The sequence below is a fragment of the Schlesneria sphaerica genome, assembly GCF_044336245.1.
In the GTDB taxonomy this organism is placed as follows: Bacteria; Planctomycetota; Planctomycetia; order Planctomycetales; family Planctomycetaceae; genus Schlesneria; species Schlesneria sphaerica.
In genome coordinates, this window is sequence record NZ_CP172346.1 from 5,399,085 (window position 1) to 5,414,842 (window position 15,758).

Annotated in this window: 11 protein-coding genes; 1 reads left to right on the forward strand and 10 read right to left on the reverse strand. The window is 56.0% G+C overall.

Annotation, left to right across the window (positions count from 1 at the left end):
* Nucleotides 1–382: 382 nt before the first annotated feature.
* The 5 genes from ACGY09_RS19595 to ACGY09_RS19615 form a co-directional block, all read right to left on the reverse strand.
* Nucleotides 383–841 (reverse strand): hypothetical protein, encoded by a 459-nt coding sequence (locus ACGY09_RS19595; protein WP_397569085.1) that lies wholly within the window; start codon nucleotides 839–841, stop codon nucleotides 383–385.
* A gap of 813 nt (nucleotides 842–1,654) precedes the next feature.
* On the reverse strand, nucleotides 1,655–2,218 hold the full coding sequence (locus ACGY09_RS19600; protein ID WP_397569086.1) for a hypothetical protein: 564 nt from the start codon (nucleotides 2,216–2,218) through the stop codon (nucleotides 1,655–1,657).
* Nucleotides 2,219–2,254: 36 nt separating this feature from the next.
* Nucleotides 2,255–2,935 carry an SOS response-associated peptidase gene (locus ACGY09_RS19605; protein WP_397569087.1) on the reverse strand — a complete coding sequence of 227 codons (681 nt, stop codon included), beginning with the start codon at nucleotides 2,933–2,935 and terminating at the stop codon, nucleotides 2,255–2,257.
* Nucleotides 2,936–4,152: 1,217 nt separating this feature from the next.
* Nucleotides 4,153–5,571, reverse strand: a complete 1,419-nt coding sequence (locus ACGY09_RS19610; RefSeq protein WP_397569088.1) for a hypothetical protein — start codon at nucleotides 5,569–5,571, stop codon at nucleotides 4,153–4,155.
* A 429-nt stretch (nucleotides 5,572–6,000) separates the two neighbouring features.
* A complete protein-coding gene (locus ACGY09_RS19615; RefSeq protein WP_397569089.1) occupies nucleotides 6,001–6,300 on the reverse strand; it encodes a hypothetical protein in 300 nt (99 codons plus the stop codon).
* Nucleotides 6,301–6,439: 139 nt separating this feature from the next.
* Between ACGY09_RS19615 and ACGY09_RS19620 the strand changes: the two genes are divergently transcribed.
* The gene (locus tag ACGY09_RS19620) at nucleotides 6,440–7,204 is read left to right on the forward strand and encodes a hypothetical protein (RefSeq protein WP_397569090.1); all 765 of its coding nucleotides are present in this window, start codon (nucleotides 6,440–6,442) and stop codon (nucleotides 7,202–7,204) included.
* A gap of 996 nt (nucleotides 7,205–8,200) precedes the next feature.
* Here ACGY09_RS19620 and ACGY09_RS19625 read toward each other — a convergent pair.
* The 5 genes from ACGY09_RS19625 to xth form a co-directional block, all read right to left on the reverse strand.
* The gene (locus ACGY09_RS19625) at nucleotides 8,201–8,737 is read right to left on the reverse strand and encodes a pyridoxamine 5'-phosphate oxidase family protein (protein ID WP_397569091.1); all 537 of its coding nucleotides are present in this window, start codon (nucleotides 8,735–8,737) and stop codon (nucleotides 8,201–8,203) included.
* A gap of 309 nt (nucleotides 8,738–9,046) precedes the next feature.
* Nucleotides 9,047–9,250 carry a hypothetical protein gene (locus tag ACGY09_RS19630; RefSeq protein ID WP_397569092.1) on the reverse strand — a complete coding sequence of 68 codons (204 nt, stop codon included), beginning with the start codon at nucleotides 9,248–9,250 and terminating at the stop codon, nucleotides 9,047–9,049.
* A gap of 83 nt (nucleotides 9,251–9,333) precedes the next feature.
* The gene (locus ACGY09_RS19635) at nucleotides 9,334–10,221 is read right to left on the reverse strand and encodes an Fpg/Nei family DNA glycosylase (RefSeq protein WP_397569093.1); all 888 of its coding nucleotides are present in this window, start codon (nucleotides 10,219–10,221) and stop codon (nucleotides 9,334–9,336) included.
* Between the two features lie 15 nt (nucleotides 10,222–10,236).
* Nucleotides 10,237–14,745: a DEAD/DEAH box helicase gene (locus tag ACGY09_RS19640; RefSeq protein WP_397569094.1), complete on the reverse strand. Its 4,509-nt coding sequence runs from the start codon at nucleotides 14,743–14,745 to the stop codon at nucleotides 10,237–10,239.
* Nucleotides 14,746–14,940: 195 nt separating this feature from the next.
* The gene (gene xth, locus ACGY09_RS19645) at nucleotides 14,941–15,714 is read right to left on the reverse strand and encodes an exodeoxyribonuclease III (protein ID WP_397569095.1); all 774 of its coding nucleotides are present in this window, start codon (nucleotides 15,712–15,714) and stop codon (nucleotides 14,941–14,943) included.
* Between the last annotated feature and the right edge of the window lie 44 nt (nucleotides 15,715–15,758).

The window sequence follows — 15,758 nt, forward strand, 5'->3', positions numbered from 1 at the left end:
GCTCCACATAGTGCGCACGTCAAACCGAGGGTCACACATCCTGCTTTCCGTCGCCATCCCTTGAAAATCTCGCCCATATTTCAACGTCCCTCGAATAGATCATGTTCAGGGAGCTTCTTCTGAGTCGGTTTGTGGGACTTCGAGAGCAGAAGCCCGGCGGAGATGGCTGTTAGCGGGATAACGACGGACCAGTAAGGAGTCGAGCAAATTCGTTGACGCTTCAAACCCTCTGACTTGGTCTGCACGTAACCTCTCCATGAAATTTCTGAGCGCATCGACACAACCCGATGCCGACCAAAGTCCATATTTGCATCGAAAAGCACATCTGGAACAGCGAAACTCCGAATGCACCCAACCGCGAAAACGCATGCCAGTGCGAGCGTCAAGAGGCCGACCTTCCCTTGCCAACTACTGAAGAACTTTCGCATGATCGTGTAACTTCAACGGGATTGACGGTAGCGGCGGGCTTGCGCGGTTTTGAGAGCAACAGCCATGCGGAAAGCAGAATCAGAGGGACGACTATTGACCAGTACGGGATCGAACCACATGACATTTGCATAGGTGGCGAGAACAAATTGGTCGAGCGATACCAAAACCCCATCCTAGTCAACTGCCTGTCAAATTGATTATCTGGGCGAACCACTGCGTCCTCACCCTTGCCGATCGATTCGGTCAGTCTTTGAATGGCATCCATCTCACTCACCATACGAAGCATAGCGAGAGAATCGTTGTCAGCATTTGGCTCACTCACCCATTTCATAGCATCGATTGGGAGCAATACTCCGATTTCTGCCGAAAATTGTGTCAGCAAATGCAATTCACCTTTAATTGATTCGAACATGCGGCGAGAACTCGTCTGAGCGATTCCGAATCGATCAGTGGTACTCCAACTCCGAACCCAAGCCGTAGCAAAGACGCACGCAATCATTAACGTCACACCGCCGAATTTACGTTTCCATCCACGAAAGAATTCCTGCATATTCTCTACTCTCACTGGTGTGACGGATCAAAGTCGCTTCGCACTATCGCCAGTCCAGAGATTTGCGGCAACCTATTCCAGTGGGGTACGTCCATTTTGGGCCGGTCCCAAAGTGCTTTTTGTCTTTCACGCTGCCGAGTTCCGAGTGTTTCAGGCGACCCGTTTGTCGTCCTTTGTCGGCAGGCGCATTCAGGCCCGAGGAGGAACGCTTGATTGTGGAGCGGGTTCGCTTGCGGCAGTGACGTCGGAGGGTTGCTTCGCCCGCCGTGGCTTGGAGAGCAGGAGATAGGCGGAGAGAAGGGTTAGCGGGATAACGATCGACCAGTATGGGATCATTAAAATGTCCAACGTCTGGTTCTGAGTGGACGAAGTTGCCCAACCAAATCCGCACCACTGCCATTTCCAGAGAAATTCACCTCCAAATGTTTTCTCGATGGGGCTCCTTGTAATCGATTCAAGCTCGAATAGACGTGGTGGACCCAAACTCGCCCCAGTCGTTGTTGTCACTCTGCCCTCGACGGAATCAATGATTCGGAAACGCCTCCCCTCCGGATCAATGGTCAACGAGTCTCGGACGCAAAGCGATCTGGTCCATCCCACTGCAAAAACGCAAGCCATCACAAGCGTCACACACCCCACCTTTCGTCGCCACGGTTTGAAGAAGTTGGCCACGACTCACGCTCCAATCAATTGGGCTGGCTGGGGTGACTTTTGATTCGACTTCCGGGTTGTCGAGAGAAGGAGCCACGCGGAAAGTAGGGTGAGCGGGAGAACGACGTGCACGTGAAGAATCTCGCCGAATTGGATTGTTTCCGAAACACTACCATCAGGATGATTGAACGACTTGGTTTTTTCAGCATACGCCAGTCCCCATGCTCGCCATACTTTCAACTCTGGATCAGGCACCCCCAGATCGTTTGGAGCCTTTCCTTTTGTGGTCCACTTAAAGTGACGGGAAGCATTGTAATAAGCGATGACGTAGCTCTTATTTCCTTCGTTGGATTCAATGAGCATAACGTCCTGGGGGAATTGGTTAAGACTTTCGGGTGATTTGCAACGGGCATACACAAAATGCAGGCGTCCCTTAACGCTGCAAACGGTCCAGATTGAAGAACCAAATGGAATCCAAACGCCTCCAGTTGCACTGTAGCTTCGTACCCATTCAGCCATGAATACGCACGCCAGCAAGAGGGCCACACATCCGACTTTCCGTTTCCATCCCCTGAAGAACTCTCGCATGTTCTGTAATCCCCATGACGTTGCCGCAATTGATTCCTACTCAGGAACCGCCGTCATCAATCGTTCCCCCTGGTTCCGGACGTTGCCGACTTCTTTCGAGACCGCCCATGCCTGCGTCCCCTCGGCGGGAAACTGCGTGAGCAGTGTCTCCAACGCAGGCACATCGTTGATCGACGTATCTAGCCATGGTGCGATCTGGTCGTTCGTAAGGATCACCGGCATGCGGTCGTGAAGTTCACTCATCATCTCGTTGGCCTCTGTCGTGCAAATTGTGCAACTGACGATCTCTTCGCCTTCGGGCGACTTCCACCATTCGTGCAGACCCGCCATCGCCATCGGCTGACCGTTTGTTCGCGTGATGTAATACGGTTGTTTGTTCTTGGCGTCCAGTTTCTTCCACTCGTAGAATCCGCTCGCGATCACGAGGCACCGCCGGGCCTTGAAGGCGGATCGGAACATCGGTTTGGTGGCGACGGTGTCCGATCGGGCGTTGAACGTGGAGGCCGCAATCTTCAAGTCCTTTGCCCAAGAGGGAATCAGTCCCAACCGAGCAGGAAATGCCTCTCGTCCGTCCCGTGCACCTTTCACGCAAATTACCTGGGTGGTGGGGGCGACGTTGTACCGAGGTGTCCAGTCGATTGAGTCGTCAAAGCGAACAACGTCAAAGAACTCCTGCAGATCCTGGGGCGTGACCTTCGAGGTGATACGGCCGCACATGACGTTGCCTTCTGGGAGTGAATAACCTGAGAATGAAGTGTCACCAAATCGAAATCGGCAGTCAAACTGGACGCCAATGGACCTCGCTCTTATCCATATTGATTCTGGCGCACTCCATATTTCGATTCGAGGGGAACAGCTTTGGTACACGAGGGCGCTTCGACCTCTTTCCTGTTTCGTTGCGATCGCTGTATCCCCAGCAAACCCATCGGATCGTTTCTCTCGGCCGCGCTTGTTGACTGGCTCGGTGTGGCGGCTCAGTTGCCCTGCTGGTCGTGTTCTTCACGAATCGTGCTCGACGCGCCAGCAGGTGATACTTCCCATGCTGGGCATTTCTTCATCTGTGTTAGTTGCGGCAGCTATTGGCCAATTGAACGCGGCGGCAACCCTGAGACGCTCGTTATCCGAGTTAGTCTACCTGACCGTACATCGGGGAGATCCTGGACGTGGTCGCAGCGGAGGGAAACTTCTGACGACGCGTGGGACATCTACGTCGAAGACATGCTGAGAACAGGCGAGGAACCGGTTTCTCGTGAGGACTGGGAGCGGCGGCCGTAAATCGGCGAAGCTGTAGAGGCAGTTTCAAAACCCTTTTATTGCAATAACTACTCTGGCAGACAATATGCATACCGGTAAGGGAGAAAGGAGTCCCTTACATGCGAATTACCCTGTCCATGTGGCCCTAGCGACGGCGGCCGAATACGACAGGGTCCAGGACGGTCCCGAAGCCTTTTCTTGATGATGCCCAGTGGAATTCCATCAGAGATCTGTTTGCAAACCCTCTTCCATCCCCACTGGGAGGCCGACCACGAGTCGAGCCTCGACCCTGTCTGGAGGGAATTCTGGGTCCTGAAGAGCGGAGGATGATGGCAAGATTTACCAGAGCGATACCCGTCTACTACCCGCATCTCTTCGAAGGTTTCTTTCACCTCGCCTGCGTAATGAACTGCTTCTAGGGTGTTGTTGCTCACGAATGGCATTGCGGCAGCTGTATTGGCGCTTCTGTGGATGTTATGGCGACGGCGGAAGCAGGCTGTGGAAACTTTGAGGTATGTGCAATTTCGTTCTTTAAAATAGGACTGGAGGAAGTCTGTGGAACGGATGCAAGATATTAGTTTTAGCGATGATCGCTGCGCTCTATGGATACGAGAGGTATGATTCAATGAGGCAGGCGCGCATTGCCACGCGCCTGCCATAGTTGAAGACCAATGAGTCGGTTACGAAGTGAAGAGGTCCGCGTTCGTCAGCTTGCGCTTGGCCGGGTTGGCGATCACATTGCCGATGTAGTTGACCTGGATTCGATTGGGTTGACCGACAAAGACCTGGGCTTTGTCAAATGTGACATTCGAAGCGGAACTGTTGATATAGACGCCGCCTGCCCCCAGTGTAAAACTGGCATCCTTACGGAAATGAGCCTGGCCGGTTGCCGGAGGCGAGATCACGACGATGGCCTGGCCGGTCGCAGTGACATCCAGCTTTCCCTGGACATCGACAGCTCCCAGACGCATGTTGTCGGCGCCAAAGGGACCAAATGGGCTGCTGTCCCCCAGATCAATCGTCAGCGCCCCTTCGAAAATCGCAGGGCCTATGTTGACGATGTCGTTACCTTCACCTGTTGAAATACTGACCTTGCCGTGAAACTCGGTGGCGGGAAACGACGGATCGAATTTCTCGAGCAGGATGTAGTCGTCTCCAAAGCCTGTACTGATCGTGACTTTCCCTTCAAAGACAGGGGCGCCACTCTCGGCAACGAATCGGTCGTTATAAAATCCTGTGGTGACGAAGTCTGTCTTGCCGTGGATGCTCGTATTCCCGCTGATCGTCATCCATCCACCAGGAGCGTTCAATTCAAGGTCCTTCGTCAATACAACGCTTCCGGGTTCACTGGGTGTCGCCTGTTGTGTTCCCAGTAAAACGTTTGCCACTCCGAAATAGGAAGGGTCGTTTTGAATCTGGACCTTGCCTGTGATCAGGACCTGACTGCCCGAATCCGCGTTGGCAGAGAATCCCACACTTTGGACGTTCCCTCCTGAGATCGATACTTTCCCGATTTCAATCGACTTCCCCGTGAATGCGTCGACGGTGATTTGTGAAGATCCCCGATCGAACTGGGCCTCAATGTTTCTCAGGTGGTACGAGGTGGCAAAGGTCTGAATCGTGTACGAATTCTGCTCGAAATCGTCGACTCCATCTTGAATCGCGACGTCTCGTATGTTTGCATCGACGATGAAAGCAAAGTCGTTACCCGAGCCAAGATTCAGGTTCAGGTCCCTGAGCGAAGTTGTGAATATCGATACGCCATCACTTCCCCCATTGAGGTTGAACGTGACATCGGAAAGACTGGAAAACGTGAGCGAATCCGTCTCCGGTCCACCATTCAGCCGGAACGTCGTGCCATTGAAGCTGTAGGCCGTCAATAACCCCGTTTCATAGTGGGTTCCCAGAAGAACCTGATCGTTGGCGTCGGTTCCGGTAAAGGTCACATTGACTGATCCACCTGGACCAGGAGACGTTGTCACATCGACTGCCGAGAGCAACAGACGCTGCTCGCAGACTTGTATCTCATTCGAATACTGTCGACAGCGACGTCGGCGTGCATGCCGGGCGGAAGTTGACTCGAAAAAGAGATTGAGCATTTCACTTCTCCAAAGAACAACGGGAAACAAAAGTGACGTGAATGTATAGGAAGTACGGGGATACAGACCCTTTTTAGTGTAAAACATCGAGCGATTGCGTCAAGCTGCGTGTTTGCGCGACGTCGAGTCTCTTCGATACTCAGGGTGAGGGTTCACGGTCGAACGTGAAAAGACCGCTTGAAATCGACCACTCAGCACGAAGTTGTCGGCTGTGCGGCGATGTCGCGGAGTTGCCTGATTCGATTAGCCAGAATAATCACTTTGTTAATGATACGCCTTAAATCGAATAATTTCATTTAACGATTGTTATGTGAGCGAAAAAAGTGCATGTTTCGGCCACGCATTGCCTAACGCGGCGGACTCAGCCGTGCTTCGTGCGATGCTGAGTGGTATTTAGTAGAGCGTAAAACAATCTTAAACGGAGCGGGTCTATGAGTAATGTTTACAAGAAAATTGTTTTAATGGGGGGGCAATGGTCCATCCGGTTTTCTTGTGGGTTTGGTAGGGTTTTTCAATTTCCGAGCAGGTGGAATGATGCAGGATCGAGAACTGTACCAGCAGATCTTGGGGTTGAAGAGTCCCTGAACGGTGTCTGGCGCCACCTTGAATATCGAGCAGTTGCGGGTTGAAGTCCGTGTCGAACATTGAGCGGGGACTCGGTTCTGCTGTCCGGACTGTCAGCAGGAACTGAGCTGCTATGACCACACCCAATAGCGTCAGTGGCGACATCTGGATAGTCGTCAGTTCTAGACGATGTTGTTCGCTCGACCTTCGCCAGATTGGCGAATGGCGGTCGCTGCAGTACAGTCAGTGCGATTCGATTCGGCCAAGGGGACCGAAGTTGTTGAGAATAACGGGGGTGTCTCTCATGAACGAAATTCAAGCTGCCCATTGGCTGAGCCGGAGAAGGTTAGAGATGCGCCAGATCGCTCGACTCGTCTGCTGGGCCGCGGTGATCATCGCTGGGGGAGTAGGAAACTCGTTTGGCGACGTGGATCCGATCGAAGCATCGTTGACTGCAGCCAAAAAGAAGTACGAAGCAGAATTCGAGGCGGCGCAAGCGGGCATCTTAGAGATGCTGAATGTCAGGGCTGCATCGGAGCAGGCAGCTGGAGATCTTAAAGCGATCGAGGTGACGCAGGCGGAAATCGTGGCCTTCGAAGAGAAGGGTGAGTTCCCGCCGTCATTGAGCGCGAAGGCCAAGAAGGGATTCGACTCACGATGTAGGATAGCGGCGGCGAAGCTTGAGCAGGCGTATGAAGCCGCAATTAAGCAGTACACCAAAGAGGGCAATCTCGCCGTCGCAAAAGCGATCCGCGAAGAGAGAGAGGAGTTTTCGAAGCCCTCAGAATTTCAAAAATTCGAAGGACACTGGTTCGTTCGGTTTAAGAATGTGGTGCACACCTACAAGATATCAAGAGATGGTGAAGTGAAGTTCGGTGAAAAGACTTACGACCGGACTGGTCAGCTCTACCGCAACAAAGGAGATGTGCTGCTCAAGTATGAGGACGGCAAGCTTGAGCGGTTCACGATCGTTCGTGGGAAGTTGATCGTGTTTCATTATCATCCGGAGGGGCTCTATGCCGCCGGCAAGCCGCCCAGCGATAGGGGCGAAGGCGGTTTGATTAAGTGAGCTCATTGGCTGGGGTGCTGCGCTCCAAGAGGGCTCAAGTGGTCCGGCAAGAATGCTGGTCGACCTGACGGTGCTGCAGGCAAACCGGTCGAAGCTCCGGTGAGATCAGGATGGATTCACTAAAACTGGTTGCAGGCTTGCAACAGGTACCGAATCGGGAGGGGCAGGCAGTCCAGTAACGTGGGGAATGTGCGCAGAGGCCTGGGTGGTCGAGGCTCTATAAAGTCTATGCCCGTCAAAAAATCCCGCAGAATCAAACCAGAAACCGTCCTCACGACAGTGGCTCAGACACGATGTGGGCGGCTGCAACCTGTTTCAGTCGTTCGATGACAATGGCTCCAGCTGCAGGGTAACCCAACTTCAGGACCACCCCGGGGAATTGCTAAGCGCCGGCTGCATTTCTGGCATTCAGAGCCAGTCAACATCAACTCTCGGACTGCGCGAAAATGAAAATGGGTGGTCTGTTTTGAGGGAGTGTTCAATAGGCTTTCACCATAGGGAATAGGGTCGAATTCCTCGGTTGTATGCTCAAATCCCTGCGGAAACGTCCCTCAACGAGGGATCGGAGTAAATCCGCCCCCTCCCAACGCCGCTAGCGACTGAAGGCATATTCCGCAGGGAGAGTTATTGTGCAGCATTAGACTGAGGCTTCAAGTAGATCATCCAATTGATAGGGAATTGGCGTGCCGATTCGGCCGAATTGCTGTTGATCTTTGTAGCGATCGTTTCAGACCACCTTTTCTGGAATCCGCCCGATCCGTGAAACATTTTCCCAGACGACCGGGAATCAGAACATGCACGGGCACCGGATATTAATTGTCACGCGGCAATGCCGGGGTGGCCGCTCTCAATTCACGTGTTCGTTCCGGAGAGCAGAGAGCCGTCCGTCGTGAAGACCTGCATTCCGGGCAGTGGCCTGCCTTATCTCTCAGTTTTCACGTAAGCGGAGACACCGGGGAGTTCGTCATGCGGACTCAGCACTAGCGCTGGGACGAGCTAGACATGGAGTTCACCCTCGATCGAGTCGTCGAGGGTTTTGCCGATCAGGGAGCCGATGAGCATTTTGACTCCTGCCACCGCCATCCCGTGCTTTGTGTCCCAGTAGTAGCCTTCCGTTGGGGAGACTCGGATGACACGAATTCGGGGATCATTCAGTCCCTCCGTAAACCACGTCTTGAGAATGGGTTCCCAGAGCTGTTTAATTTTTGCTTGATCCGCTGTCACCGTGGCGCGGCCGGTGAGTTGCAGGAAGTCAGAGTGGGTTGATCCCTGAAAGTACAATCGCACGACCGGGTCAGCGATCAGTTCATCGTAGAGGAAGCTGTCGCTCGCACAGAGTAACCAGAGCTGGCCGTCGTCATCGACTTCGCGGATGTTCATCGGACGAGCCGAACTGGCCGGGCCATTTTCCAGGGAGGTGCAGAAAAAGCAGTTCTCAGCCAGTTTGACCAGTTCCTGGATCTTACGAACGGCGTCGGGACCGTGCAGATCCTGATGATTCATCTCGGGCTGATTCTGATTGATGGAGTTCATGATCATCGCCTGCTGGGGGAACGAGATTAGGTTGAAGCTTTCTGGGGGGCAAACTCCATGCCGAGGCCGGTGAAAAAGGGGGGGCGCCTCCGACGTTCTTCGTAGGACGGCCTATTGAAAACGTGGGACAGGCACCTGGAGCAAGGCAGATCTCTTATTGATTTCAAGCGGACTTCGGAGCCAGTCCCCCCCCCCCAATTTTCAAGAGCCTGCGGACGGAGGAAGACTTTTCACGTGTCCCGTCGGTGAGCCTGCCCGGCCGGGTCCGTCCGAATTCTTAAGTAACTGGAATGCTCGACCGGCACTGTCCTAAACGATCTCGGGATCATCCGCGCAATGCGCCCGTGCATTGGCCCAGGCCTCTTCGATCGAGTCCCCTTGTCCCATGATCTTGGAATCAAGTTCCGCGTGGTAGTGGATGCACCATTTGCATTGACCCGTCGTGGGGTGGCTGACTTCGACCAGATCGGCATTGGGATGACGGGCTCGAACAAATTCTTCATCAGGAGACATAGCGGACCTGCCTTTCGGGGACGATGGGAAATTGCGAGAGGTGACGATGGCTTCGCTGATTCTCTGTGAGTTGCCGTTCGCCTTTATTCTAAGTTGTGATCCTCGGTGTTTCGATCCTTTTGTTTTGTGATGACCTCGACGAGCGGTTTTGTGTCTTCAAGCTGCGGAGCGACTGTCGGGATGGGGGAAGGGGGCTGACACTGGGGACAAAAATACGTCGTCCTGCCAGCATCCCCCTGTCGGATCACGAGGATCGGTGTGCCGCAGGTATAGCAGGGCTTGCCTCCTCGTCCGTAGGTGTAATAGCGACCGCCGTCCAGCGTGTAGCGAGTGGTACGGGGGCGACCGTCCAGATTCCGTTCCATCATCTGTGTCGCGATGGAAACGATGCTCAGAAGTTGCTCGTCGCTCAGTTGACTGACGGGGGTGAGGGGATGGATCTTCAAGTTGAAGAGGACTTCTGATTTGTAGACATTCCCGATGCCGCTGACGATTGTCTGGTTCAATACGGCCATGCCGATGGCCGAGTTGTTCGCCTGGCGGAAGCGTGAGAGGACTTCCTCATCGGTGGGTTTGCCTGCCAGCAGGTCGGGGCCCAGGCGATTGAGATAGTCGTGACGACGCAGGGCTGATTCGCTGAGGATTTCCAGCAGCTTGGGTGTGAAGCAAACGACGCAAACGGCAGGACAGTTCAGTGTGATCGCGGCGCGGTGTGCCGGCTTCTGCCATGGTTCTCCCGGTCGGTAAATATGCCACGAGCCGGTCATGCCCATGTGCGAGTGGATCGCGCGACGGTCGTCGAGGAACATCAGCAGGTGTTTACCACGTGCCTGGATCGACTCGACGGTATGTCCGTCGAGCGAGCTGGCCAGCGGGCCGAGCCATGCCGAATCGGCTTTGTTGATCGTCTGACCATTCAGCACGGATTTCAGCCGCGTCGCCGCGCGGTGGATGGTATCCCCTTCCGGCATTGCGAGTACTCCTTACTAGCGGCGTTGGTGCAGGAATCCGCGACTGGTCGAGACGAACCCGGCGGCCTGAAGAGGTTTTGCAATCGCGGCTGACTCTGGAGCCAGCCGATCGATCAGGTTCAGGAAGAGCGGCTTATTGTCGGTTGTCAGACTTCGTAATAGTTCGATCAAGGCGGTCTGCGCCTTTGTCCGCTGTGGTTCTTCTGCAGGGAGGAACGTCAGAAGCTGCTCGCTTGATTTGTTCAAGTAGCCGATCAGCGAACCGTTCCAGAGGATAACACGTGCACCCGCTGTCCGCGCCGGACGCGCCTCATCGGTTCTGTCGGGCCAGTGCAGAGCGGCTCCGTACGGATTGGCGGGATCGGTTGCTGCCAGCGCGATGGCCTTCACTTCGTGGGCCGGGTCGTCGGTTGTCGTTTGCTCGCGCAGGCGGTCGTCCGCCCCCGGGGCTGCAAACTGGGCCGCTCCTAAACCGGAGACGAAGTAGCCCCGGCGAATCCGTCCGATTTCTTCCATTTCTTTGAAGACGGGGTAGATCCGTGAAAAGCCCCCTTCAATTCCTTCAGAAGCGACCATTTCTCGCGTCACCACGCCGTAGCGTTCGATCAACTGCGTGGCCACCGCCGTCTGATGCTCGGTAGGTGACGATGCCTCCCGAACGGCCCCGTTCAAAAGGGACCAGCGTCCTTCCGTTCCGGGTTGGACCGCTATCCGGCGCGACCGGAAGCCTCGTTTGTGGCGTGTCGACTTGTGGACCGTCTGCTTCTGATGTCGTAAAGAGCGAAGAGGAATGAGCGTGTCATTGGTGACTTCGCCTGTCCAGACCATATGCCAGAGTGCGTCGATGATTTCATTCTTGAAGCCCCCGATCTCGCGGGCGAGTTCGTCGAAGAAGACGGCGTTCCGGCGCGACAGTGAGGCGCGAATTTTCTCTTCGAGGTCTCCCTCGGTCGGGAGGATGGGCGGCGCTAGTCGCGCGAAATGATCGACGAGATAGAACGCGACTCGGCCGTCGTCAGGTCCCAGTGCCCCGGCACCCTGCCACAAAACTTCACCCGATGAACAGAGTTCATCCAGGTCGCTGGGGCGAAAATCGCTGATGCGGGCGGGGAGAATCAGGCGTTCCCAGTCAGAAGCAGGAAGTGCCACCCCCTGCAACTGTTCGATGACATCAAGCAGGCTGTCGAGTCCGCGACGGGGCTGAGAAACCCCCTGCCAGTTCACCAGAAAACGAGCGAGTGCCGCTTGTTCGACCGGTTCAACCTGTTCACGCAGTCGTGCCAGTGATCGTCGCTTGAGCTGACGTAGCACCTCGGCATCACACCATTCCCGTTCGCGTCCCCCCGGCAGAAATTCTCCCTCGAGAAGTCGCCCTGTGACGGCCAGTTCCTTTAGTGCCATCGTGGCCGTCGCCGGAGCCAGGCCGAACCGCGCGGCAACAAGTTCCAGCGGGAAGGGGGGATGCCGGCGGGCGAACCGTCCGATCAGGTCGACGAGAGCATTCTCCACTGGCTGCAAAAAGACGGCAGGCAAACCGCGTGGCACCGCGATGCCAATCGCATCACGGTATCGGCCCGCGTCTTCCGCGGCGATGAACCGCGACTCGCCCGCGACCCGGCACTCGAGGATACGCCGCTCGTCAGTCAGTTGTGTGAGCCATTTTTCCAGCATGTCCACGCCCTGTTCTCGCGGCAACCCGAGCCGGGCGAGCAATTCGTCACGACTGAGGTCTCCCAGCAACAGCAGCATTTCGTGCAGTCCGTCAGCATCGGAAACCGGATAGGCTCGCTCAAGCAGTTGGAGTTCCAGGGCCAGTTGGCTGATGACGTTCGCATCAAGCAGTTCACGCAGCTCGGCCGTTCCCAGCAGTTCGCGGAGTTGCGCCTGATCCAGTGCCAGCGTCGCGGCACGACGTTCGGCGAGTGGCGCATCGCCGTCATAAAGAAAGTTGCTCACGTAGTTGAACATGAGCGACGAAGCAAAGGGGGAGGCGCTGCTGGAGATCACCTGTTTGACACGAATCGAACGCTTTTCGACTTCCTGAAGGATACTCCGCAGACCTTTGATGTCGAAGACGTCCCTCAGGCATTCGCGGTAGGATTCGAGCAGGATGGGGAACTGCGAATAACGGGACGCGACCGAGAGCAGGTCGGCCGCTTTGCGTCGCTGCAGCCAGAGGGGAGTTCGCTTGCCGGGTTGCCGGCGAGGGAGCAGCAATGCACGAGCGGCGTTCTCACGGAACCGGGCAGCGAAGAGCGCCGTCGAGCCGACCTGTCCGACAATTTCGTCTTCGATTTCGCTTGAGGATGGCAGAAACAGTTCCACGGGAGGTGGCTCGTCTGCTTCGGGTAGACGGAATACGATCCCGTCATCGGTCCACATCATGTCGACTTCGCCCGTCGTTTCGCTGCGCAGTCGTGCGGCGACGGCCATCGCCCACGGAGCATGCACGCGGCTTCCAAACGGTGACAGAATGCAGATTCGCCAGTCACCGACTTCATCGACAAAGCATTCGATGATAATCGTTTTATCCGTTGGCGGCTCTTCGGTTGCGGCTGCCTGATCGTGCAGATAAGTCAGTAGGTTCGTGGCTGCACGTTCGTCAAGGGAATGTTCGGTCGTCAGCGCTTTCTGAGCTTCGTCGCGGTCCATGCGGACGAGTCGCCGTGAGAGAGAGCCGATGGCCTTGCCGAACTCCATCGGGCGTCCGGGGCCGTCGCCGCGCCAGAAGGGCATCTTACCCGCTTCACCCGGGGCGGGGACGACGAGCACCTGATCCTTGGTGATTTCGAGCACACGCCATGAGGACGCCCCCAGCAGGAAGATGTCGCCCGGACGTGTCTCGAAGACCATCTCTTCGTCGAGTTCTCCGACCCGGCTGTTGTGGCCATCAGATCCGGCGAGGAAAACTCCGTACGTCCCGCGATCGGGGATCGTTCCTGCATTCAGGATCGCCAGACGCTGTGTTCCTTTACGGGGGGAGACGATACCACCCAGACGGTCCCAGTTGACGCGGGGTCTCAGTTCCGCAAATTCATGCGAGGGGTATCGACCGGAAAGGAGGTCGAGCACTCCTTCGAAGCTGGAACGAGGGAGTTGCGCATAAGGGGCCGCGCGTCGCATGGTGTCATAGACGGTCTGCACATCGACGGATTCGAGCGCGACCATGGCGACAATCTGCTGTGCGAGGACATCCAGGGGATTGCGGGGATAGAAGGTCTCTTCGACCTCACCGCGCATCATCCGTTCGGCGGCAGCACTACAGGCTAACAGGTCACCGCGGTATTTGGGGAATATGACGCCTGTCGAAGGAGTCCCAACCTGATGTCCTGCGCGGCCGATGCGCTGGATACCCGACGCAATGGACGGGGGAGCCTCGATCTGGATCACCAGATCAACGGCACCCATATCGATTCCTAACTCAAGGGACGAGGTCGCGATGATGGCGGGCAGCGTTCCGAGTTTCAGCCGATCTTCGGTCGAAAGTCGGATGTCTTTGGCGATCGAGCCATGATGGGCCAGCGCGATCTCTTCTTCAGCCAGTTCGTTGATCGCGCCGGCAAGCCGTTCTGCCAGACGTCGGCTGTTGACGAAAATCATGGTGCTGCGATGTTGTCGGATCAGTTCGACCAGTCGCGGATGAATGGAAGGCCAGATGGATGTTCTCACGGGGCCGCCCGCTGCGGGGCCCGAGAACTGTTCTTCTTCGACACCCAATTTCGTCATATCTTCGACGGGGACTTCGATCCGCAGTCGCAATTGGCGTGTGCGGCCCGCCTCGACAATGCTCACCTTGCGAGGGACGACGTCATCACTTTCCGCCTGGATTTCTGCTCCGCCCAGGAACCGCGCCACCTCATCCAGTGGTCGCTGGGTGGCGGAAAGTCCGATTCGCTGCACGGGGGGACGACTGGGATCCTCTCGGCGCCGCAAGTTCTCGAGCCGTTCGAGTGACGTGGCGAGGTGCGCACCTCGTTTGCTGCCGACGAGAGCGTGAATTTCGTCGACGATAATCGTTTCGACCGTGGCGAGAATGTCGCGTGAGCGAGAGGTCAGGAGCAGGTAAAGGGACTCGGGCGTGGTAATCAGAATGTCAGGGGGATGCTTCGCCAGCTTCGTCCGTTCGGCAGTTGGGGTGTCACCGCTGCGGACGCCGACGGTCGGGACGGAGTGGACCGCTCCATGCCGCTCGGCCACCGCGCGGACTCCGGCAATGGGCGCCCGGAGGTTTCGCTCGACGTCAACTCCCAGCGCTTTCAAGGGCGAGATATACAGGACGCGTACGCCGGTGGGTGACCCATCCGGGCGTGTTCCGAACATGATCCGATTAATCGCCACGAGGAACGCGGCAAGGGTCTTTCCCGAACCGGTCGGGGCCAGCAGCAGGGTGTGCTCGCCCTGGTCGATTTCTTTCCAGGCGCGGTTCTGTGCTTCCGTCGGTTCGGGGAAACTCTGCAGAAACCACTCTTTCACGAGCGGATGAAACGCGGAGAGAGGATCGAGTTGTGTGGATCGGCGGGGCATAGCTTTCGAGTCACTGGATTCCTGAGGTTTCGATTAAACTCTCCGCAGGCCAGCATTGCCATGGGAGCCACGTGGTACCTTGATTCTGTCTGCTCGCTGACGCTTTCGCTGCGAAACAGCTGTCGCAAAGATCAACCGTCGAAATGCGTGGAGATTAACAAGGTGATGGGAACAAGCATGTGGTGATCTCGTGGCTTAGTCTTGCAGTTCGATCCAGACAGGGGCATGGTCACTCGATTTTTCCCATCCGCGGACATGCCGGTCGACTTGGGCATCAGTCAATTGCCCCGCCACCTGCGGACTCAACAGAAAATGATCGATTCGAATCCCGGCATCGCGTTCGTAGGAACTCCGAAAATAAACCCAGAACGTATACATCCCCTCCGTCGGATGCAGATGCCTCAGCGCATCGGTCCAGCCCTGCTGCAGCAACAGTTGATATGACGCCCGGGACTCGGGGAAAAATAGAGCGTCACGAACCCAGTTCTCTGGCTTACGGGCGTCAAGCTCTGTGGGGATGACATTATAGTCACCGGCGAGCACGACGGGAATTTTCTGCCGGATGAGCGACTTGGAATACTCGATCAAGCGGTTGAACCATGCCAGCTTGTAGTTGAACTTGGGTCCCGGAGCCGGGTTGCCATTGGGGAGGTAAAGACAGCCGATGAGGATCCCGTTATACGCTGCTTCAATGTAACGGCTCTGTGAATCGTCATGGTCGCCCGGAAGACCAGACCGCGTTAATTCCGGATTAGAGCCGCGAGTCAGGATTGCTACCCCGTTCCATTGTTTCTGACCCAGCCATACGGATGCATAGCCAGCCTTCTCAAGTGCCGCGGCTGGGAACTTTTCCTGCGGGGCTTTGAGTTCCTGCAGGCAGACGCAGTCCGGCTGCGACTCTTCCAGCCAGCGGAGCAAGACCTGAAGTCGTCCGTTGACCCCATTCACGTTGTAGGTGGCGATCTTCATCGAACTAGTGTGCTCCCGCTACCAGTGTATCCGGATCCAGTCGA